Annotated in this window: 22 protein-coding genes; 7 read left to right on the top strand and 15 right to left on the bottom strand. The window is 32.7% G+C overall.

Annotated features, from left to right (window positions below; genetic code table 11):
• Positions 1 to 2: 2 nt before the first annotated feature.
• Entirely contained in the window at positions 3 to 1,403 is a 1,401-nt protein-coding gene (locus GSY47_RS05875; RefSeq protein ID WP_179002410.1) for a trypsin-like peptidase domain-containing protein, read from the bottom strand.
• A gap of 323 nt (positions 1,404 to 1,726) precedes the next feature.
• On the opposite strand from GSY47_RS05875, the gene GSY47_RS05870 reads away from it, so the two are divergent.
• The 3 genes from GSY47_RS05870 (at position 1,727) to GSY47_RS05860 (ending at position 4,436) form a co-directional block, all read left to right on the top strand.
• Positions 1,727 to 2,260: a GNAT family N-acetyltransferase gene (locus GSY47_RS05870; protein ID WP_179002409.1), complete on the top strand. Its 534-nt coding sequence runs from the start codon at positions 1,727 to 1,729 to the stop codon at positions 2,258 to 2,260.
• 10 nt (positions 2,261 to 2,270) lie between these two features.
• On the top strand, positions 2,271 to 3,311 hold the full coding sequence (gene mltG, locus GSY47_RS05865) for an endolytic transglycosylase MltG (RefSeq protein WP_179002408.1): 1,041 nt from the start codon (positions 2,271 to 2,273) through the stop codon (positions 3,309 to 3,311).
• 483 nt (positions 3,312 to 3,794) lie between these two features.
• Positions 3,795 to 4,436, top strand: a complete 642-nt coding sequence (locus tag GSY47_RS05860; protein ID WP_179002407.1) for a peptidoglycan-binding protein LysM — start codon at positions 3,795 to 3,797, stop codon at positions 4,434 to 4,436.
• 37 nt (positions 4,437 to 4,473) lie between these two features.
• Here GSY47_RS05860 and scpA read toward each other — a convergent pair whose 3' ends face one another.
• The 10 genes from scpA to dnaA all read right to left on the bottom strand — a co-directional run bounded on the left by scpA (position 4,474) and on the right by dnaA (position 14,407).
• Positions 4,474 to 6,612 carry a methylmalonyl-CoA mutase gene (gene scpA / locus GSY47_RS05855; protein ID WP_179002406.1) on the bottom strand — a complete coding sequence of 713 codons (2,139 nt, stop codon included), beginning with the start codon at positions 6,610 to 6,612 and terminating at the stop codon, positions 4,474 to 4,476.
• A gap of 12 nt (positions 6,613 to 6,624) precedes the next feature.
• Entirely contained in the window at positions 6,625 to 6,813 is a 189-nt protein-coding gene (locus GSY47_RS05850) for a hypothetical protein (protein WP_179002405.1), read from the bottom strand.
• Positions 6,814 to 6,851: 38 nt separating this feature from the next.
• Complete coding sequence (locus GSY47_RS05845) at positions 6,852 to 8,216, bottom strand: methylmalonyl-CoA mutase subunit beta (protein WP_219071141.1); 1,365 nt, start codon at positions 8,214 to 8,216, stop codon at positions 6,852 to 6,854.
• A 14-nt stretch (positions 8,217 to 8,230) separates the two neighbouring features.
• A complete protein-coding gene (locus GSY47_RS05840; RefSeq protein WP_091492291.1) occupies positions 8,231 to 8,563 on the bottom strand; it encodes an FtsB family cell division protein in 333 nt (110 codons plus the stop codon).
• 162 nt (positions 8,564 to 8,725) lie between these two features.
• A complete protein-coding gene (udk, locus tag GSY47_RS05835; protein ID WP_091492289.1) occupies positions 8,726 to 9,334 on the bottom strand; it encodes a uridine kinase in 609 nt (202 codons plus the stop codon).
• Between the two features lie 254 nt (positions 9,335 to 9,588).
• Positions 9,589 to 10,470, bottom strand: coding sequence for an SDR family oxidoreductase (locus tag GSY47_RS05830; protein ID WP_179002403.1), 882 nt, complete (start codon positions 10,468 to 10,470; stop codon positions 9,589 to 9,591).
• Positions 10,471 to 10,545: 75 nt separating this feature from the next.
• On the bottom strand, positions 10,546 to 11,673 hold the full coding sequence (locus GSY47_RS05825) for a methionine aminotransferase (protein WP_179002402.1): 1,128 nt from the start codon (positions 11,671 to 11,673) through the stop codon (positions 10,546 to 10,548).
• 55 nt (positions 11,674 to 11,728) lie between these two features.
• Positions 11,729 to 12,442 (bottom strand): SAM-dependent methyltransferase, encoded by a 714-nt coding sequence (locus GSY47_RS05820; protein WP_179002401.1) that lies wholly within the window; start codon positions 12,440 to 12,442, stop codon positions 11,729 to 11,731.
• 61 nt (positions 12,443 to 12,503) lie between these two features.
• Positions 12,504 to 12,971 carry a low molecular weight protein-tyrosine-phosphatase gene (locus GSY47_RS05815; RefSeq protein WP_179002400.1) on the bottom strand — a complete coding sequence of 156 codons (468 nt, stop codon included), beginning with the start codon at positions 12,969 to 12,971 and terminating at the stop codon, positions 12,504 to 12,506.
• Between the two features lie 8 nt (positions 12,972 to 12,979).
• A complete protein-coding gene (gene dnaA, locus GSY47_RS05810; protein ID WP_091492283.1) occupies positions 12,980 to 14,407 on the bottom strand; it encodes a chromosomal replication initiator protein DnaA in 1,428 nt (475 codons plus the stop codon).
• A 187-nt stretch (positions 14,408 to 14,594) separates the two neighbouring features.
• On the opposite strand from dnaA, the gene GSY47_RS05805 reads away from it, so the two are divergent.
• A complete protein-coding gene (locus GSY47_RS05805) occupies positions 14,595 to 15,008 on the top strand; it encodes an acyl-CoA thioesterase (protein ID WP_160781963.1) in 414 nt (137 codons plus the stop codon).
• Positions 15,009 to 15,032: 24 nt separating this feature from the next.
• Here the strand turns inward: GSY47_RS05805 and GSY47_RS05800 are convergent, their stop codons facing one another.
• From GSY47_RS05800 to ribD, 3 genes are all read right to left on the bottom strand, one after another.
• Complete coding sequence (locus tag GSY47_RS05800; protein ID WP_179002399.1) at positions 15,033 to 15,665, bottom strand: IMPACT family protein; 633 nt, start codon at positions 15,663 to 15,665, stop codon at positions 15,033 to 15,035.
• A 192-nt stretch (positions 15,666 to 15,857) separates the two neighbouring features.
• Positions 15,858 to 16,460: an HAD family hydrolase gene (locus GSY47_RS05795; protein WP_179002398.1), complete on the bottom strand. Its 603-nt coding sequence runs from the start codon at positions 16,458 to 16,460 to the stop codon at positions 15,858 to 15,860.
• A complete protein-coding gene (gene ribD / locus GSY47_RS05790; protein WP_179002397.1) occupies positions 16,453 to 17,502 on the bottom strand; it encodes a bifunctional diaminohydroxyphosphoribosylaminopyrimidine deaminase/5-amino-6-(5-phosphoribosylamino)uracil reductase RibD in 1,050 nt (349 codons plus the stop codon). The genes GSY47_RS05795 and ribD overlap by 8 nt, the downstream gene beginning before the upstream one ends.
• A 131-nt stretch (positions 17,503 to 17,633) precedes the next feature.
• Here ribD and GSY47_RS05785 point away from each other — a divergent pair, with 131 nt between their 5' ends.
• Both GSY47_RS05785 and prmC read left to right on the top strand, forming a co-directional pair.
• Entirely contained in the window at positions 17,634 to 18,119 is a 486-nt protein-coding gene (locus tag GSY47_RS05785; protein ID WP_179002396.1) for a GNAT family N-acetyltransferase, read from the top strand.
• A gap of 88 nt (positions 18,120 to 18,207) precedes the next feature.
• The gene (gene prmC / locus GSY47_RS05780) at positions 18,208 to 19,074 is read left to right on the top strand and encodes a peptide chain release factor N(5)-glutamine methyltransferase (RefSeq protein WP_179002395.1); all 867 of its coding nucleotides are present in this window, start codon (positions 18,208 to 18,210) and stop codon (positions 19,072 to 19,074) included.
• Between the two features lie 188 nt (positions 19,075 to 19,262).
• On the opposite strand, the gene GSY47_RS05775 is transcribed toward prmC, so the two are convergent.
• A complete protein-coding gene (locus GSY47_RS05775; RefSeq protein ID WP_179002394.1) occupies positions 19,263 to 20,507 on the bottom strand; it encodes an ABC transporter permease in 1,245 nt (414 codons plus the stop codon).
• A 198-nt stretch (positions 20,508 to 20,705) separates the two neighbouring features.
• Here GSY47_RS05775 and hisS point away from each other — a divergent pair, with 198 nt between their 5' ends.
• A complete protein-coding gene (hisS, locus tag GSY47_RS05770; RefSeq protein ID WP_179002393.1) occupies positions 20,706 to 22,133 on the top strand; it encodes a histidine--tRNA ligase in 1,428 nt (475 codons plus the stop codon).
• Positions 22,134 to 22,344: the final 211 nt, after the last annotated feature.

Below are 22,344 nucleotides of genomic sequence, written 5' to 3'. Positions count from 1 at the left end.
ACTTAAATAATAATTCTAAAAATCTCTCCGTTTCTATTGATCATTTCTATTCGAACACTTTGGCCTTCGTCTTTTTTACTCAATAATTTAGAAACAGTTTCAACATTCGTAGCTTTTACATTGTCGATACTAAGAATGATATTTCCTTGCAATTCATTTTGGTATTGCATCAAGTTTTCATTCGTAATGTTTTTGATTTTTACACCATAATCAATTCTGAATTTTTTCTTATCAGCGGCATCAATATTTTCTAATTCAATTCCTTTAAATTCGGCACTGTAAAATTCATTTTTACTTAAAGTTACAGGAACTGTTTTTGTTTTTCCGTCTTTGATATAAGTTACTTTTACCACATCATTTGGACGTTTGGTATTAATATATCCTGATAAATCTGCATAAGTAGAGATATTTTGATCATCTAGTTTTACAATAATGTCGCCTTTGCCTAAACCAGCTTTTTCTGCACCAGAATTTTTAGAAACTCTATTAATGTAAAACCCTTGTGTTTCAGTTACACCTAACTCTTTAGAAGCCGTTGCGTTCAATTCGCCACCTTCAACACCTAAAATCCCTCTTTGAACATTTCCGTACTCCATAATATCTTCGATAATTTTTCGAGCAATATTAGAAGGGACTGCAAAAGAATATCCAACGTATGAACCCGTCATAGAAGAAATCATTGTATTAATTCCGATTAATTCTCCTCTGGCATTTACTAATGCTCCACCACTATTACCTGGGTTTACAGCAGCATCAGTTTGAATAAATGACTGAATACCACTTTGATCTAAATTTCTGGCTTTCGCCGAAACAATTCCCGCAGTTACAGTTGAAGTTAAATTGTATGGATTACCAACTGCTAAAACCCATTCTCCCACTTTTACGCTGTCTGAGTTTGCAAACGCAGTGTAAGGAAGTTTTTCGTCAGCATTGATTTTCAACAAAGCAATATCCATTTTAGAGTCAGTTCCAATTAGTTTTGCCTTGTATGATTTTTTGTTGTTTAAAGTAATCTCGATTTCTGTAGCATCTTTAATTACGTGATTATTGGTAACAATATATCCGTCTTCAGAGATAATGACGCCAGAACCAGTTCCTACCTGTTCTTGCTGTTGCTGTCCGCCATAACCATAGAAAAATTCAAGCATTGGGTTACTAACAGTTCTTCGCGAAACGTTTTTAACGTGAACAACAGTGTGGATTGTTTTGTCGGCGGCTTCGGTAAAATCGACTGTTTCAGCTCCTAAACCAACATTTTTTCCATAAGAGTTTGGGGCAAGAGTTACAACAGAATTTCCTTTTCCAAAAAAAGAATTGTTGCTTTCAAATAATAACTTGTAAGCACCAAGAGTAATAGCACCACTCAATAATGACACTAAAAATAAGGCTGAAAATCTTTTCATATTAAAATATGTAATTAAGTTATTAGAATTTATGTTCCTGTTTTATTTAACGTAAAATTACTTCAAAAAATTATTTGTAAAAACGGTTTAACGCTCTTTAACAATGATTAACATTTCCTTAATTATTAGTTCGTATTTTTGTCTTTTAAAATGAGCGGAATGTAGCTGTAGTTTTATAATTAATAATTGTATTTGTAATAATTTAAGAGTATTGCTGTTTTTATTTGATACAATTATGTATTTATTGATTATATCTTCAAAGGAAACAAATTGGCAAATTGATTAAAAATTTGTCTTTTTCAGTAAAAAAAGAAATATTATAGATGATAACATTAAAAGGAGAAACGATTTATTTGCGGGCTCTAGAACCAGAAGATTTAGAGTTTATTTATACCATTGAAAATGATCAGAACATTTGGGAAGTGAGCAATACACAAACCCCATATAGTCGTTTTTTAATTAAACAGTATTTAGAAAATGCGCATCAGGATATTTATGAGGCAAAACAACTTCGTTTGGCAATTTGTCAAGACGAAGATTTTCCTGCGCTTGGATTGATAGATTTATTCGATTTTGATCCGAGAAATAATAGGGCAGGTATTGGGATTGTAATTCAGAAAGAAGAAAATAAAGGGCAAAATATTGGTTCTGAGGCTTTAGAACTTTTAATTAAATATGCTTTTTACAATTTAAACCTTCATCAGCTGTATGCAAATATAGGAGTTGAAAATGCAGCTAGTATCGCACTTTTTACTAAATTTGGTTTTGAAAAAATCGGAATAAAGAAAGATTGGATTTTGCTTCATAATAAATATCAAGATGAAGCCGTTTTTCAACTAATTAATAAACAAATTTAAATTTTAAGCTTTGAGTCTAAAGAAAATAATCACAATAAGTGCCGTAGCCATAATTTCAGTTTTATTGATTTATGGTTTTATTTTAATCAGTAAAATTTTTAGTTCGAATACTAAATTCGAGGAAAAAGAATTGTACGTTCATGTACCAACTGGTGCTAACTATGCAGATGTAAAAAAGATATTAGCTCCGTATGTAAAAAACTTTGATAATTTTGAGTTAGTTGCAGAGAAGAGAGATTATCCGGAAAATGTAAAATCGGGCCGTTTTCTTTTAAAGAAAGACATGAACAATATTGATTTGGTAAGAGCAATGCGTTCGAATGTTCCGGTTAAATTAGTATTTAACAATCAGGAACGTTTAGAAAATTTTGCAGGAAGAATTGGTTCAGAAATCGAAGCTGACAGTTTATCTTTAATGAAAGCCATAAAAGATTCTACATTTTTAGCTGCAAACGGATTTAATGAAGATAACGTTTTTGCCATGTTTATTCCAAATACTTATGAAATTTATTGGAACACTTCTGCAGAAAAATTCCGTGATAAAATGATTAAAGAATATCATAATTTCTGGACAGAAGAAAGAATAGCTAAAGCTAAGGCGCAAGGATTAACTCCAGTTCAGGCTACAATTTTAGCTTCAATTGTGCACAAAGAGTCGGTTAAAAAAGACGAAAGGCCTCGTATTGCAGGTGTTTACCTAAACCGTTTACGTTTAGAAATGCCTTTGCAAGCAGATCCAACTGTTATTTATGCCTTGAAACTTCGAGATAATAATTTTGATCAAGTAATTAAAAGAGTTTTTTATAATGATTTGGTAATGAGATCTCCATATAATACTTATATGAATAAAGGACTTCCTCCTGGGCCAATTGCGATGCCAGATATTACAGCATTAGAGGCGGTTTTAAATCCAGAAAAGAATGATTATATCTATTTCTGCGCAAGCGTTGATCGTTTTGGATATCATGAATTTGCAGCAACTTTGGCAGAGCATAATGTAAATGCAAAAAAATATTCTGACTGGATTGCTAGTCAGGGAGTGACAAGATAATTTTTACGTCAAAAATAGTATCAAAACCGAAGTACAATTTGCTTCGGTTTTTTTATTCCTTTTTTTTAAATATATAGGAGGTAAGTATTAAATTTTGTCAAATTAGTATTTTGACTATTTTTTAGTTTATCGTAATGAAAAAATAACCATTTTTTAATGATGAATTTTATAAAATTCAAAATAAGGTTTTCAAAATTTGACCAGAAAACGATTAAAATATTGTAATCTATTTCTGCCTTTTAAGCCTTTTTTGCTTAAAATTAATATAAAATTCAATTTTTTTTGTCCCTAATTTCCAATTTTTAGAGGAGAAAATCTTATCTCAAAATCTTTTGGAATCCATTAATATAACTGGGATGAAAGCGAATCTCAATTTTTGGTCAAAAATGTTAAAATGCTGGTTTTAAGCATATTTTGAAAATGTCTTATCTTTGCAGCGTAGAAATTTCAAGAGGGTGACAGCGTTTTGAAGAAAAACAATTTATGATAAAGAAATGGTATTTTTATGCGAGTTTAGTCGTTATTATTACATTTTTAAGTTTGGGATTTATTCCCTCAAACCATGAAACCAAACCTTGGTTTTTAATTGAAAAAACAGATGGATCTGAATACATTTTTCCATCGAAAGAAAAAGAGGATTATCCAAAGATTACCAACGTCCCATTCACAGGAAATCGTCTTATAGGGTTTAAAGAAGCAGTTGCTTTTAAAGAATCACAAGGGCAGTACAGACTAGTAAACACTCTTGGTTATATGGGTAAATATCAATTTGGTTCTAAAGCTTTAAGAGCAATTGGAATTAATGATAACAAAGCCTTTTTAAAAGATCCTGCTCTACAAGAAAAAGCTTTTCTTACTTTGTTAGCTAAAAACAAATGGATTTTGCGCTACGAAATTAAAAAGTATGAAGGTAAAATTATTAATGGTATTGAAATTACCGAATCTGGAATTTTAGCTGCAGCGCATTTAGGTGGTGCGGGTTCTGTAAAGAATTTTTTCAAGAATAACGGAGGCAGACATTTTAGAGATGCTTTCGGAACTTCTTTGAAAAGCTATATGAGAGATTTTGCGGGTTATGATCTGTCTTTTATAGAAGCAGATAATAATGCCACAGTTAACGACTAAATGAAAAAAGAAAATCCCTTGAAAAGGGATTTTCTTTTTAATCTATTAAAGCTTCTAAAATCTTTATTGCTGCTTCACTTATTTTAGTTCCTGGACCAAAAACGGCCGAAGCGCCTGCATCAAATAAGAATTGATAGTCCTGTGACGGAATAACCCCTCCAACAATTACCATTATATCTTCTCGTCCGTGTTTTTTTAGTTCTTCTATTACTTGTGGCACTAATGTTTTGTGACCAGCGGCTAAAGATGAAACACCTAAAATATGAACATCATTTTCGACAGCTTGTTTTGCAGCTTCAGCAGGAGTTTGAAACAACGGCCCAATGTCCACATCAAAACCTACATCGGCATAACCTGTAGCGACTACTTTTGCACCACGATCGTGACCATCTTGTCCCATTTTTGCAATCATAATTCTAGGACGTCTTCCTTCTTGTTTAGCAAAAACATCAGCTAGTTGTTTTGCTTTTTCAAAATTCTCGTCATTTTTTATTGCTGCACTATACACACCGCTAAAAGATTTGATTTGTGCTTTAAAACGGCCAAAAACTGTTTCCAAAGCATTACTAATTTCGCCCAAAGTTGCTCTGTTTCTAGCAGCTTCAATGGCAATTTCTAATAAGTTGCCTTGTCCCGTTTTTGCACAAACGATTAATTTTTCTAGTGAATTATTTACTTTTTCAGTATCTCGTGTTCTTTTTATTTCTTCGAGACGTTCTATCTGCTGTCTGCGAACGGACTGATTATCTACATCCAAAATATCTAACGGATCTTCTTTTTCTAAACGATATTTGTTTACGCCAACAATAATGTCTTGTCCGCTGTCAATACGAGCTTGTTTTCTTGCTGCAGCTTCTTCGATTCGAAGTTTTGGAATTCCAGCTTCAATAGCTTTGGTCATTCCGCCTAATTCTTCTACTTCTTCAATTAATTTCCAAGTCTTTTCAACGATTTCATTGGTTAAGTTTTCTACATAATAACTTCCTGCCCAAGGATCTACTGTTTTGGTAATTTTAGTTTCTTCCTGAAGAAAAATTTGAGTATTACGGGCAATTCTTGCCGAGAAATCGGTTGGAAGTGCAATGGCTTCATCTAAAGCGTTTGTATGTAAAGATTGTGTTCCTCCAAAAACAGCTGCAGTGGCTTCAATGCAAGTTCTGGCTACATTGTTAAAAGGATCTTGTTCGGTTAAACTCCAGCCGCTGGTTTGACAGTGCGTTCTTAAAGCCAGCGATTTATCACTTTTCGGATTAAACTGTTGTAATAGTTTCGCCCAAATCATTCTGCCGGCTCTCATTTTAGCAATTTCCATAAAATGATTCATGCCAATTGCCCAAAAGAAAGATAATCTCGGAGCAAATTCATCAATAGTCATTCCTGTCGATAATCCGGTTCTAATATATTCTAGACCATCGGCTAAAGTATAAGCTAATTCAATATCAGCAGTTGCTCCAGCTTCCTGCATGTGATAACCCGATATGGAAATAGAATTAAATTTTGGCATTTTTTTGCTGCTAAATTCAAAAATATCAGCAATTATTTTCATGGAAGGAGTTGGCGGATAGATATATGTATTTCTAACCATAAACTCCTTTAAAATATCGTTTTGGATTGTTCCTGCTAGTTTTTCTGGACTTACGCCTTGCTCTTCGGCAGCGACAATATAAAAAGCCATAATGGGTAAAACAGCGCCGTTCATAGTCATTGATACCGACATTTCGTCTAGCGGAATCTGATCGAAAAGCACTTTCATATCCTCAACAGAATCTATGGCTACACCCGCTTTCCCGACATCGCCAACAACTCTTTCGTGATCTGAGTCGTAACCGCGGTGTGTTGGCAAATCAAATGCGATGGAAAGTCCTTTTTGTCCTGCTGCTAAATTTTTTCTGTAAAAAGCATTGCTTTCTTCGGCCGTAGAGAATCCTGCATATTGACGAATAGTCCACGGGCGTCTTACATACATAGTAGCGTATGGGCCACGTAAATTCGGTGCAAAACCAGCTCCGAAATCAAGAAATTCTATTTTTTCTATATCTTTCTCTGAATAGTTTTTTTTGATTTCGATTCCTTCGGCTGTGATGAAGTTTTGAGTTATAGGTACTGAGTTATTTGTCAGTTCATCTAACTTTTCACTTTTCACTTCTAACTTTATATGTTTAAGGTCTTTTCTCAATTGTAAATATTGTTATTTAAATACGTTTAAATCTCTTTCGATTTCTTCTAAAAATTCATCGATGCTAGAGACATTATTTGGGTTTTTTAAATAATCTTCTGTTCGTTTCCTAACTTCAGTAATTTGCCATTTAGGAATTTTGTATTCAGTTTTAGTTATTGAATCGTTTTCAACTGATATGATTTTTTTAAGTCTTTTCATAATACGCTAAATTTATATTCAATGACTTGATTTTGATTCTATTCTTGTTCCAATCTTTCTTGCTCCATTTTCTCCGCCAATCTTTTCTCAATAATTGGTGTAATTAATGTTTTTCTTGGTTTGATTTTGACAAAAGGAAACAATTCTAAATCATGTTTCATTCGGTCTTCTTTGTTTGGATATTTATTTGTGCCTAAAAGAATTTCTTTTTTCGAATCAAATAATTCCTGTTCTTTATTGGCGCTTTCCTGAATTTTCTTTTTGATTGTACCGTCGTTTAAAAGTTTAAGGAAACCTCCGTTGGACTCAATTTCCTTAAATAAATTCAAGCTTTTTTCAGCCAGTTGCATCGTTAAACTTTCGATATAATAACTTCCATCAGCTGGATTATTTACTTTGTCAAAATAGCTTTCATGTTTTAAAATCAAAAGCTGATTTCTAGCAATTCGATCTCCAAATTCGTTGTCTTTATGATATAAAGCATCGTAAGGTAAATTAGCAATAGCATCAGCACCTCCTAAAATTGCCGACATACATTCGGCAGTAGTACGAAGCATATTCACATTGTAATCGTAAATTGTTTTATTGCGTTTTGTTGGCGTAACCAAAAAATGACATTTTATTTTAGAATTGTATTCTCCGGCAATTAAATCAAAAAGCATTCTAAGCGCACGAAGTTTAGCAATTTCAAAGAAATAATTCGTTCCAACTGAAATCTGAAAAACAATTGGTTTTGTAAAATCTGAATAACGATTTAAATATTCGTTAGCATGCGCTAGACTGTAAGCTATTTGTTGCGTAATATTGGCACCAGAATTTTGATATAAACCTAAATCAACACTTAAGAGATTTAAGTTAGTTGTATTTTTAAAAAGTAAATCTAAAGTTTCAAAATTATTTTTTTCCGAAGTTATAAACCAATTTCCTTCACGAGCCAATTGTCCGATTGGATCAAAATTGCAGTAAAAAACGGCCTTTTTCTGAATCGAAATAGTATCTAATAATTTTACGAAATCGATTGAAATAAAGCTTAAATGAAAGTAAACAGTTCTGTCTTCTAAAGGAAGATTTTCCAATAGTTTTTGCACATCAATTTTATCATTTTGAATGGTAAAACGAATACTTTCTGCGCCTCTTTCTAAAGTGTTTAAAGCTCTTTCTATAGATTTGTCAATATCGAAAACAAAGATATTCTGGCAGATTTTAAAATCAGCAGCTTGTGTGTTTACAGTTGCAGCTTTCGAAAATTCGTCGCTGTGATAAAATGGTTTTACCTGAATGTCTTCTGGAGAATTCCAGATAACAGTCTGGTTATAATCGGCTCCATCTAATTCAAACTGAATTTTTTGTTTCCATTGTTTGGATGAAATCGGATTAAAATCGTCGAATAGGTTAGTGGCCATTGTAGTTTTTTTGATTATTCTTTTTCTTGAATTGTGTCTCCTTCAAATTGAATGATATAAATATCTTCGCTGTCTTTTTTCATGAAATACTTTTCGCGGGCGTATTTCTCAATTTGTTCAGGATTTTTTAATTGTTTGATCTGTTCCTGATCTTTTTTGATTTCTTCTTGATAATATTTTTTATTATCCTCAAGTTCATGTATTTGTTCATCTAAGAAACGATGATCAAAATAGGAGTAATTGTCTAAAAATAACATCCAAACGACAAAAAAGAGCAAAACCCAAACGTATTTGTTGCCTAGGTATTTGAACCATTTTTTGTCTTTGTATGGATTTTTAAATTTCATCTTTAAACGAATATTTCTTTTGAATATGATTGGTCTTTTCTAGCCCCGATGGAGCCGGTATCCTTTTTTATGGTCTCGTTTCTTTAACGAGACCATAAAAAAAGATAAAGGCGAGAGCGGGAAATAGCTCCTAATTATTATGGTTTAAATTTACAATAAAAATTATGAAATTCTCTGATTAATTACAGCTCTAACGACATCAATTGCTACTGTATTGTATTTGTCATTCGGGATAATGATGTCTGCAAAAGCCTTAGATGGTTCTATAAATTGCTCGTGCATAGGTTTTAAAGTCGTTTGATAACGGTTCAAAACTTCATCAATATCTCTTCCGCGTTCTGAAATATCTCTTTTTAAACGACGAATTAATCTTTCGTCAGAATCGGCGTGAACGAAAATTTTAATATCGAACATATCGCGTAATTCTGGATTCGTTAGAATTAAAATTCCTTCGACAATCATTACTTTTCTTGGATGAGTTGAAACCGTATCGTCTGTTCTGTTATGTTGTACAAAAGAATAAACAGGTTGGTCAATTGTTTCTCCTGCCTTTAAAGCTTTAAGATGATTTACCAACAAATCAAAATCGATCGCACGTGGATGGTCAAAATTAATTAATGCTCTTTCGTCAAAAGACAAGTTAGTTGTTTCTTTATAGTAAGAATCTTGAGAAATTACGCCAACTTCTGTATGTGGTAATTCATTCATGATTTGGTGTACTACTGTCGTTTTTCCACTTCCAGTTCCTCCTGCAATTCCAATAATGAGCATAAAATATTTGTTTGATTATTTGTTACGCAAAAATAATAATTTAACTGAATTGCTAAACATATTGTTTGTTTTAAACCATATAAGTAATGGAAGTAAATTTAAGCAATCAGATTTTTAAACATTTTTTTACTTCATTGAACTTATATCACTTATATGGTTAAAAAGCATAAAAAAATCCCGAAAGTAAACCTTCGGGATTTCGTGCAATCAGTATAGTTTTAAAAAAATATTCTGAATTTAGTAAGCACTTGTAATTATTTATTCTTTTTTGCTTTTATCATCATTTCAAGCTGATCCCAAAGTTCTTCTGGAATTGCTTCTAATAAGTTGAATTGTCCTGCACCTTTCAGCCATTCGCCTCCATCAATTGTAATTACATCTCCATTGATGTATGAAGAGAAATCTGAAACTAAGTAAGCAGCCAGATTGGCTAATTCCTGATGATCGCCAACTCTTTTTAATGGCACTTTTTTAGCCATATCGAATTTTTCTGCAAGATCTCCTGGCAATAATCTGTCCCAAGCTCCTTTTGTTGGAAATGGTCCCGGAGCAATTGCATTAGAACGAATTCCATATTTTGCCCATTCTACAGCAAGACTTCTTGTCATGGCTAAAACTCCAGCTTTTGCCGTTGCGCTAGGAACTACGTAAGCAGATCCTGTCCAAGCGTAAGTAGTTACTATATTTAAAATCGTTGCCGAAGTTTGTTTGGTGTCAATCCAGTGTTTTCCAAAAGCTAACGTACAGTTTTTAGAACCTTTTAATACGATATCGATAACGGTATCAAAGGCATTTGCAGATAATCTTTCTGTTGGCGAAATAAAATTTCCTGCTGCATTATTTAAAAGAACATCAACTTTACCGAAAACTTTTAAAGTTTCCTGAAGCATGTTTTCTACCTCTTCGTAATGACGAACATCACATTGCAGTGGCAAACATTTACCTCCAGTCTGGCTTTCCAGTTCGGCAGCTGTAGTTTTTAACTTCTCTAAATCTCTAGAAGTTATCGCTACTTGAGCTCCTAATTCGAGAAAATATTTGGTCATAGCTTTGCCTAAACCGCTTCCGCCACCTGTAACGACAATGACTTTGCCTTTTAAAGCATCATCACGTAACATTTTATCTGTATAGCTCATACTTTTCTTTTTTTGCAATATTAATTAAATAAAATAGGATGCACGCATAATAATGTTATAAAATTTCAATAAATTTTACATATCACATATTTTTTTTGCTGCGGACTCTAATGTGAAGTCATCTTTAGCAAAACAAAAACGTATTAATTTTTGGTCTTTATGATCCGAATAGAAAGTTGAAATAGGGATTGCTGCAACGCAATGATTAATTATTAAATTTTTGCAGAAAGTAACATCATCTTCCTCAGAAATGGCAGCATAAGAAGCTACTTGAAAATAAGTTCCTTCGCAGGGTTTTAATTCGAATCGGCTGTTTTGAAGCAGTTTCTGGAAATAATCTCTTTTTTCCTGATAGAATTTTCCCAGTAGATTGACATCAACAACATCTAAATATTCGCTGATAGCAAACTGTGAAATACTGTTTACACTAAAAACCAAAAACTGATGGACTTTCTTAATTTCTTTTATTAAATGTTCTGGCGCAATGGTATAACCAATTTTCCAGCCTGTAATATGAAATGATTTTCCGAAAGAAGAAACCACAATACACCGATCTAAAAGAAAACTTTTGGTATGGGCCGAAATATGTTTTTCTTCAAAAGTAATGTATTCGTACACTTCATCAGACAAAACTATGATTTTAGGATATTTGTAAAGAAGATTTTTTAACTGAATAAAATCATTTTCAGTCAAAATTTTCCCCGTTGGATTATGCGGATTATTGATGATGATCATTTTACTCTTTTCAGAACAAGCTTTTTCTATAGTCTCCCAATTCGGTGTGTAATCATCATTTAGTGCCACTCGAACAGGTTTGGCTTTGCAGAGTAAAACTGGAGATTCATAAGAATCATAACTCGGATCCAGAATAATTACTTCGTCATTTTCTTTTACTAAAGCTAAAACTGTGGTAAAAATTCCCTGAGTTGCTCCAGCCGTAACCAAAAGTTCTGTATCTGGATTTATTGTTCTGTTATAAGAATCCTGAGTTAATTTTGCAATTTTGTTCATCAACGGAGGATAACCTGCCATTGGTGTGTATTGGTGAACGTTTTCTTTTGATAATCTGGTAACTATATCTGTCAATCTTTCATCTACTGGAAAGTTTGGAAATCCCTGAGAAAGATTTATGGCATTGTATTCGGTTGCCATTTTTGACATTACCGTGAAAATGCTTGTGGTTACATTTGGGAGTTTACTCATGATGAAGTTTGATTAGAGAAAAACTTTTGACTGAGAGCAGAATAACTATTTAAAATTACATTCTGTGAATAATAAAAATTGTAGGACGTTTGTCAATATCAATTTTTAATTTTTTCCAATCCGAAACTTTTAGGGTTTTGATGAATTCTGTCGGTAAAGTTATGTCGGTTGCAATACAAAGATGTGTTGACGGATTTAGAATCTGCAAAAGATCTTCAATCAATTTATTGTTTCTGTAAGGTGTTTCAATAAATAACTGTGATTGATTTTTGTCCTGAGATAATCTCTCGAAATGACGTATTGCCGATTTTTTTTCATCTTTATCAATTGGCAAATAACCATTAAAAGTAAAACTCTGACCGTTCATTCCAGAAGCCATCATAGCGAGTAGGATAGAAGAAGGACCAACCAAAGGTACCACCTGAATTCCTTTTTCATGTGCCAGTTTTACAATTACAGCACCTGGATCTGCAACGCCCGGACAACCAGCTTCACTCATTAAACCCATGTTTTTGCCTTCTAATAAAGGTTTGATGAAATCTAAATGTTCGCTAGGTTCAGTACGTTTATTAAGAGTGAAAAGCACTAATTCGGATTGCTTTTTCTCCGGATAAACTGCTTTTATAGATTTTCTAGCTGTTTTGTCGTTTTCAACAATATAATGGTCAATAACTTCTATAGTTCTTCTTACAGTTTGTGGTAAAACGTCCATTGGATCGCTTTCGCCCATTGTAGTTGGAATTAAATATAGTTTTCCTAGAAGTTTCATGTGTATTGGATTAAAATTAAAAAATCCAATCATTTCTGTTTTAGAAACAATTGAATTGAAGTTAAGCGTGTTTTTTGATTAGTTTATCCGCGATGATATCGGTTACTTCGTCAAGCATTTGATAAACATTTTCAAATCCGTTTGTAGCACCAAAATAAGGATCTGGAACATCTACATTTTCGTCTGGAAATAATTCATTAAGAATTAAATGAATTTTATTTTTATGTTCAGGTCTTTTTGCGAGATGATTTACATCATTGAAGTTGGAATTATCCATTACATAGATGTAATCAAACTCATCAAAATCACTGGTTTTGATTTGTCTTCCTTTTTGTTCGCTGATATTGATGCCGTATTTTTTTGCAACTTCAATAGAGCGTTTGTCTGGACAATGTCCAACATGCCAGGAACCTGTTCCTGCCGAATCGACAAAGAATTTATCTTTAGGTAATTTAGAAGCTAAAATTCCTTCTGCTAAAGGAGATCTACAGATATTCCCTAAACAAACCATTAAGATTTTTACAGGCATGATGCGTCTTAAAGCGTTAGTTTTTTATTAATGTCTTCCACAAACTTTTTAAATTGTTTGTCTGTAGAAACTAAGTTATCGACTGTTTTACAAGCGTGAAGAACAGTTGCGTGATCACGGTCTCCAATTTGTGAACCAATATTAGCTAAAGAAGCCTTAGTGAATTTTTTAGCAAAAAACATCGCTAATTGTCTTGCTTGTACCACGTGCCTCTTTCGGGTTTTAGATTGAAGTGTCTCGATATCTAATTGGAAATAATCTGAAACGATTTTTTGGATATAATCGATAGAGATTTCTCTTTTTACATTTTTAACAAATTTCTCGACAACACTTTTTGCTAATTCAATCGTAACTTCTTTTTTGTTGAAAGAAGATTGAGCAATTAACGAAATAATAGCTCCTTCAAGCTCTCTAACATTAGATTTAATGTTGCGAGCAACATATTCTAAGATATCTTCCGGCATTTCTACACCATCACGATATAAGATGTTTTTTAAGATTGAGATACGCGTTTCGTAATCTGGCTGATGCAATTCTGCAGACAATCCCCATTTAAAACGAGATAATAATCTTTGTTCAATATCCTGCATGTCAACAGGAGCTTTGTCTGAAGTTAAGATTACTTGTTTTCCGTTTTGATGTAAATAGTTGAAAATATGGAAGAATACATCCTGAGTTCCTGATTTACCTGATAAGAACTGAACGTCGTCAATAATTAAAACGTCAATTAATTGGTAAAAGTGAATAAAATCATTACGATTATTCTTTTTTACCGAATCAATATATTGTTGTGTGAAAATCTCAGCAGAAATGTATAAAACCGTTTTTTCAGGGTATTTATCTTTTACTTCTACGCCTATAGCATGGGCTAAGTGCGTTTTTCCTAAACCAACTCCTCCAAAAATCAATAACGGATTAAATGAAGTTCCTCCAGGTTTATTGGCAACAGCCATACCTGCAGAACGAGCCAAACGGTTTGAATCTCCTTCTAAGAAATTATCAAAACTGTAGTTCGGATTTAATTGAGACTCAATTTTTAAATTTCTGATTCCGGGAATTACAAACGGATTTTTTAATTCAGGATTTAAATTTTTAAATGGAGCGTCAACTTCTTGTGGTTTCATCGGAACTCTGTTGGAACTTGGCAGCTGCTCGGTAAACGGCTGTTTATTTCCATAAGTGTTCTCCATTTTAATTTTATAGAGTAACTTTGCGTTTTTTCCCAGTTCTTTGGTAAGCGCAACTTTCAATAATTTTACGTAATGCTCTTCGAGCCATTCGTAGAAAAATTTACTTGGAACTTGAATATATAATGCGTTGTCGGTTAGCTCAACTGATTTGATTGGTTCGAACCAAGTTTTATATGCTTGGTCTTGAATATTATCCTTTATAAAGGACAAACAGTTTTCCCATACCGATTGAGCAGTTTTAGTCATAGATTCAAATAAATTTTTATATTATTGATAAAGATTCTCCTAATAAAAAAGGAGCGATTTTATTCCTTATTTCGGGATAACAAATATGTGAACAAATTTCTGTAAAAAAAAATATTTTGGTATCTAATTTTATAAAAAAAAGTTGTAATAGGGCTTTTTAAATTCGAATTTTTTTAATATTTTATAAATGAAAAATCATCAGACTCAAGTACGAGTTCGTTACTCAGAAACCGACCAAATGGGAGTCGTTTATCACGGAAATTATGTGCCTTATTTTGAAATTGGACGCGTGGAATGGCTTAGAAATAAAGGGGTTTCGTATAAAAGCATGGAAGAAAGCGGTATTGGTCTTCCAATTGTCAATATGAATATCAATTACAAAAAATCGGCAAGATATGATGAACTTTTAACAATTCACACGACTTTCAAAAGCCACTCTTCTGTTAAGATAGAATTTGATTGCGCAATCTATAATGAGGCAAATGAGTTATTAACAACTGCCACGTTTATTTTGGTATTTGTCGCGTTAAAAACAGGTCGTCCAACTGCTCCTCCAGAATACATTTTAGACATATTCAAATCACTTGAAGAAAAGTGTTAAAATGACGTTTGTTTTTGTGTTAATTTATATAATTTTAATATCAATTTCGAACATTAAATCAAAAATGCTGAACACCGTTTCGGCATTTTTTTTTCGTGTTTTGGTTACAATTTTACCAATCGGCAGTCCTGAATCTTCATCCATTTCCATTTCCTGAGAGGTAATTTCCAGTTTTTTTTCTTTGATTACTCGCATCACTTTATTCATGTTTTTGTAATCAAAAGAAATTAAAAATTCGACATCAATAGTTTTTTCTACAATTTCACAAACTTCTAATGTCTGTTGTGCTGTAGTTCTATATGCAGATATCAAACCGCCAACTCCTAATTTTACTCCTCCAAAAATCCGAACAACTACAACAAGAACGTTAGTTACACCAAAAGATTGTATCTGACCGTAAATTGGAGCTCCGGCTGTATTACTAGGTTCTCCATCGTCATTGGCGCGATAAGAAATTTTATTTCCAACGCCCAATTGATACGCATAACAATAATGTACGGCATGCGGATGCTGTTTTTTGAGATCTTCAATAATTGGTTTTACTTGATCTTCATGGTCTATCGGAAATGCATAGCCAAAGAATTTGCTGCCTTTTTCTTTAAACAGTATTTCTTCAGATGCAGATGCAATAGTTTGATAAGTATCGTTAATTTCCAAAATTTAAGCTTTAATTTTTTTAGCCACAGATTATAATGATTTCCATAGATTTTTTTTTGCCACGAATTACACAGATTTCCCCGAATTTTAGTTTCAATTTTAAAACCAATTCAATTGGTACAAATTTGTGTAATTTGTGGCAACATATTTTTTAATCCTTTTAATTCTTTTAATCTGTGGCTAAAATATTTTTTATAATAATCCTTTGCTAAATAAATCCACAACATCTTCTTTTCCAACTTGAAGATTCCAAACTTTAATTCCTAAAGTGGCCGCGCTGTCGGTGTTTTCTTTTTTATCATCTACAAACAAAGTGTTTTCTGGAACTAGGTTGTGTTTGTCTAAAAGAACTTGATAAATTTTTGGGTCAGGTTTTCTTAATCCCATTTGAAAAGAAAAATAAACCTTCTCAAAACAGTTGTAAAAATCTTTGTAAAAAGAAACACCGCTCTTTTGTTCAAAAGTATTGATGTGAATAGAATCGGTATTACTCAATAAAAACAAACGATATTTTTTTGATAATTCTTGAAGAAATTCCAAACGATAAAAAGGGAAATCTGCCAAAACAGCATTCCATGCTTTTAGAATATCTTCTTTTGAAGCATTTGGTAATTGTTTTTGAAAACCTCCAATAAAATCTTCAGGAGAGATACCTCCCACTTCAAATGAAAAGTTTAACTGATCAAAGTCGGCATTCCATTCTTTCATTCCTAATTTTTGTAAACCAGAAATGGTAGCCTGTTTGTCTAAATTGATAAAAATATCTCCGAAATCAAAAATTATTGCATCAATCATGATTTTTAATCTGTATTAATTCGTCACTTAAAATATTTGTTTTTATACTGTTTTTTCTTGAAATAATTGGTGCTTTTTTTCCGTTTAAAAAACTTGATTTTCCAACAAAAACTCTTGCTTCGTCCCAAAGATTTTCATCAATAAAAGATTGTAAAGTTTGCCTGCCGCCTTCAATTATTATCGATTGAATTTGATTTTGATATAAAACTTCTAAAATCTGCGGCATAATATTTTTATTAAAATCTATTATTTTAAATTGAGTGTTTTCAGTTGATGATTTTATATTCTCATTCACAAAAACAATAGTTTTGGCGGAATCATCCAAAACAAAACTGTTATTTTCAATTCTATTATTTCGATCAATAATTACTCGAACAGGATTATTTCCGCTCCAGTCTCTGGCATTTAATTTAGGATTGTCGTCTATAACAGTTTGAGTTCCGACTAATATAGCCTGTTCCTCAGTTCTCCATTTATGAACTAATTGACGGGAATATTGATTCGTAATCCAAATTGGTTTTCGATCTTGATTTGAAACTTTTTCAGGAGACAAAAATCCGTCTTGACTTTCTGCCCATTTTAAAATGATATAAGGTCTTTTCTTTTGATGAAAGGTAAAAAAACGTTTATTCAATTCGTTGCATTCTTCTTCCAAAACGCCAACGGTAACATTTGCTCCAGCTTCAATTAGTTTTAAAATGCCTTTTCCAGCTACTTTTTCATTTGGGTCGACTGTTCCAACGACTACATTCGGAATTTCATTTGCAATAATCAAATCACAGCAGGGAGGTGTTTTTCCAAAATGACTGCAAGGTTCTAAGCTTACATAAATAGTAGCTTTTTTTAACAGCGATTTGTCTTTTACAGATTTTACTGCATTTACTTCCGCATGTGGTTCTCCTGCTTTCTTATGCCAGCCTTCGCCAATAATTTTACCTTCGTAAACAATTACGCTTCCAACCATGGGATTTGGATATGTTGTTCCAAGCCCATTTTGTGCTAGCTCTATACAGCGTTTTATGTATTTTTCATGTATATTCACAGTGCAAAAGTAGTTATTTTTGAATTTATCCCTAACTGAAAACACTTAAGTTGTGAAACAATACAGTCAGTTGTAATAGTATCGAAAAACTATAATTACTTTTGTATGTATAATGATTTAGAATAAAAAAAATGGTAAATTGGCTTATACGAGCAATTGAAAAAGAAGACAATCAGTCAGTTGCGAGTTTAATTAGATCAGTTTTTGACGAAATGGAAATACCAAAAGTCGGAACTGCGTACGAAGATCCTTATTTGGATTTGATGTTTGAAGAATATAGTAAAGCAAAATCTGCGTATTTTGTGGTTGAAAGTGATGGTGAAATTGTGGGCTGTGCCGGAGTTGCGCCTTTGGAAAATGGCGATCCTAAAATTTGTGAGTTGCAGAAAATGTATTTTCTTCCAAAAACACGAGGTTTAGGAATTGGAACTAAAATGATGGAAGAATGTTTGGAACAAGCCAGGGATTTTGGTTTTGAAAAATGTTATATCGAAACGATGCCTTTTATGCATGCGGCACAAAAATTATATAAAAAATCTGGTTTTGAATATTTAGATGCTCCGTTAGGTTCCACTGGGCATAATTCTTGCCCGGTATGGATGTTGAAGGTTTTGTAAAAAAGATGTAACAAATCTTAATGAACGAGACTTATTTAAAAGTTAAAAAATCAGCTGTAGCTGCATAATGGATGTTCAAAAAAATAAAATGAAAATTAAACAATACCGCACTCAATTTATTAAAGAATTATCGCCTTTTTACGATGCGTACGAAGCGGAAAGTTTTTTTTATTTAATTCTGGAAGAAAAACATAAACTTCGACAGATCGATTTGGCTTTAAATCATGAACTGACATTTGAAGAGAATGATTTTATTATTTGGGATGAAATCTTAAAGCATTTAAAGAAAGAAGTTCCAATTCAATATCTATTAGGAAAAACACATTTTTACGGTTTAGATTTCGAAGTAAACGAAAACGTCTTAATTCCAAGACCAGAAACTGAGGAATTGGTGGAATGGATTATTAATGAAAATGCAAATCGGGAAAGATCTAAAAAAATAAAAATTTTGGACATTGGAACAGGAAGTGGCTGTATTGCCATTTCTTTAGCTAAAAATTTACCAAATGCAGAAGTTGTAGCAATTGATGTTTCTAAAAAAGCAATTGAAACGGCTAAAAGAAATGCTATTAGAAATAATGTAGATGTGACTTTTGTATTGGCGGATATTTTGAAAGAAGAAGAATTAAGATGTGAATTTGATATTATTGTTTCAAATCCGCCATATGTGCGAAATTTGGAAAAAGTAGAAATCAAGAAAAATGTACTGGATTACGAACCACATTTAGCGCTTTTTGTAGAAGATACTGATGCTTTGATTTTTTACAGAAAAATTGCTTCTCTGGCAAAAAAAGCTCTTTTTGGAACGGGTAAACTATATTTTGAAATCAATCAATATCTCGGAAAAGAAATGGTTGATTTGTTAGAAAGTATGAATTTTAAAAGTGTGGAGATCAGAAAAGATATTTACGACAACGATCGCATGATTTCCTGCAAGGTTTCCAAAACCTTGTAGGTATTATTTAAGCAGTATTGTTTTTAGTTTATAATAGATATAGCAAAAGAAAATTATTGAAAAAATGAAAGATCTAATCTAGCCCCGATAGCAGTGAAAATCCTTTTGTATTGGGGTTCAATACAAAAGATTGCAACGGATAGCGGGACAAGTGGTTCTTTTGAACCGATTATTGCTGCTTCAAACAATTATTCGTAACGCAACGCTTCAATCGGGTCTAATTTAGAAGCCTTAATTGCTGGATATAAACCAGAAACTAGCGCAACACAAAAACTAGTTGCAAACGCGGCAAAAATTGCCATCCACGGAATTACAAATACAAAACTCATGGCAGTGGCTATTCCGAAACCAAGAAGAATTCCAAGGAAAATTCCAACTAATCCGCCAATTTGTCCAATTAATAATGTTTCTATAAAAAACTGAAAAGCCACAGTTGATCTTTTGGCTCCTAAAGCTTTACGGACACCAATTTCACGAGTACGTTCAGTAACCGAAACAATCATAATATTCATCAAAGCGATTGAAGATCCTAAAATGGTAATAACGGAGATAATCCACGCCGCCCAGCCTAAATATTTTGTAATTCCTAAAATACGGTTGATTAAATCGTCGCTTCGCCCAATGCCAAAATTATTATCGCGCACCGGACTCAGTTTTCGAACTCTTCTCATGGTGCTTGTGGCATTGTCAACAGCTTCGTCTAAAAGCTCTTTTTTAGAAACCATTACGCTGACAGTATAGTTAATATTTGGAGCAGTAAATAAAGATCTTGCCACCTGAATTGGAATCAAAACACGTAAATCCTGACTGTTTCCAAAAGTGGAACCTTTTTCTTTTAAAACACCAATAACTTTAAAACGTGCGCCACGAATCGAAATAATTTTATCTATCGGATTCACATCTTTCAATAGTCCTTTTTCGAAATCGGAACCTACGACACAAGAATAGGTGTTGTTTTCAATATCAAATTGATTAAAAGAACGCCCCAAAGTAGTTTCTAAACCAGAATTAGTAATGAAATGTTCATCGACGCCCACTACTGTGATTTCTGGATCTGTTTTAGTGTCTAGATATTTTACTTCAGCTTTTGAAGTTGCCGTAAAAGAAAGCGAAGTTTCTGTAAATGGATATTTGTATTTGTTTTTAAAAGCAACCGCTTCCGGATAAGAAATAATCGGATTAATCACTTCACGTTCTTTTCCACCACGATTACGAACATTGTTTTCGTATTGATTAATATTGAAAGTGTTAGCTCCCATTGAAGCAAAATTGGTAGAAATGGTATTCTCTAAAGCAGAAACTACAGTAAGGATTCCGACCAATGCTGTAATACCAATAGCAATAATTAAAACGGTAAGAATAGTACGCAATAATTGTGTTTTGATGGAACCAAACGCAATTCGGATATTTTCTTTAAATAATTTTAGCATCATGACCAATTTGTCACGAAAATACGTTTTTTGTTACAAGTTTGCTTTCAATGTGCTATTATTTATTTTAAAAAGTAAGATATTTGCAGGCGATTTGTAATTTTAATAAATCCACAGAAATAACTTAAACGAGTTTTATTTTTTAAGATTTCAAAAGAATCTAAAATCTAAAATCAGAAATTTAAAATAAAAAAAAAGAAGATGGCTTCAAAACCAAGTATTCCACAAGGAACAAGAGATTTTTCGCCTGCCGAGGTGTCAAAACGTCAATATATTATTCAGGCAATAAAAGCTAATTTTGAGAAATTTGGTTTTCAGCCAATAGAAACTCCTTCGTTTGAAAATTCAGATACTTTGATGGGAAAATATGGAGAAGAAGGAGATCGCTTGATTTTTAAAATTTTGAATTCAGGGAATTTTTTCTTCAATAAAAATAAAATTGAACTACCAGAATCTTTAGAAGCACTTCAGACAAATTCAGCCGAAACAATCAGTTTAGAGCAAAGAATTGAATTGAATAAATTCACAGGAAGAATTTCTGAAAAAGCCTTGCGTTATGATTTAACTGTGCCGTTTGCAAGATATGTGGTACAGCACCAAAATGAAATTGAGTTTCCTTTCAAAAGATATCAAATTCAACCTGTTTGGAGAGCAGATCGTCCGCAGAAAGGCCGTTACAGAGAATTTTTTCAATGTGATGCTGATGTTGTGGGTTCTAAGTCACTTTGGCAGGAAGTAGAATTGGTTCAGTTGTATGATACCGTTTTTACATCGTTAGGTTTAGAAGGTGTAACCATTAAAATCAATAACAGAAAAATTTTATCTGGAATTGCTGAAGTTATTGGCGCTTCAGATAAATTAATCGATTTTACCGTTGCGCTTGATAAACTGGATAAAATTGGAGAAGACGGCGTTAAAAAAGAAATGATCGAAAAAGGAATTTCTGAAGAAGCTTTAGTGAAAGTGCAGCCGCTTTTTAGTTTCTCTGGAACTTTTGCAGACAAAATCAACCAGCTTTCAGAATTATTGTCTTCATCAGAAGAAGGAATGAAAGGTGTGGAAGAACTGAAATTCATTTGTGACAATGTTGCCGATTTAGGATTGTCAACAGCAGTTTTAGACTTAGATGTAACTTTGGCACGTGGATTAAATTACTATACTGGGGCTATTTTTGAAGTGGCGGCGCCAAAAACGGTTTCGATTGGTTCAATTGGCGGTGGTGGAAGATACGACGATTTGACTGGTATTTTTGGTTTAAAAAATATGAGTGGTGTTGGGATTTCTTTTGGTTTGGATAGAATTTATTTGGTTTTGGAAGAATTAAACCTGTTTCCTGAAACAGTTGCGGCAACTTCAAAAGCAATATTTTTAAATTTTGGAGACAAAGAAGCTCTGTACGCTTCAAAAGCAATTCAGAAATTAAGACAAGAAAATATAAAAGTAGAATTGTACCCAGATAACGTAAAAGTGGGAAAACAGTTTCAGTACGCAGATAAACGTTTGATTCCGTTTGCGGTAATTACAGGGGATCAGGAAATTGCTTCTAATACTTATGCGCTTAAAAATTTAGTAACGGGAGAACAGGTTTCTGTAGATTTCGAAGGATTGAAAAATGCTTTATTAGATTAACTATTTGAAATGAAGGATTTGCTACAGATTTAAAGGATTTTTATATTTCACGCAGATTCGGCAGATTAGAGCAGATTTAATTTGATTTTATATAAAATAATCTGCTCTAATCTGCCTAAATCTTTTTAAAATCTGCGTGAAATAAAAATGTATGTTAACTGTTTGAAATAAAGGTTTTTGCTTCGGACATATCGTGTTCAAAGGAATTTCT

Source organism: Flavobacterium quisquiliarum, from assembly GCF_019308285.1.
In the GTDB taxonomy this organism is placed as follows: Bacteria; Bacteroidota; Bacteroidia; order Flavobacteriales; family Flavobacteriaceae; genus Flavobacterium; species Flavobacterium quisquiliarum.
This window is presented reverse-complemented; position numbering and strand designations above follow the sequence as displayed.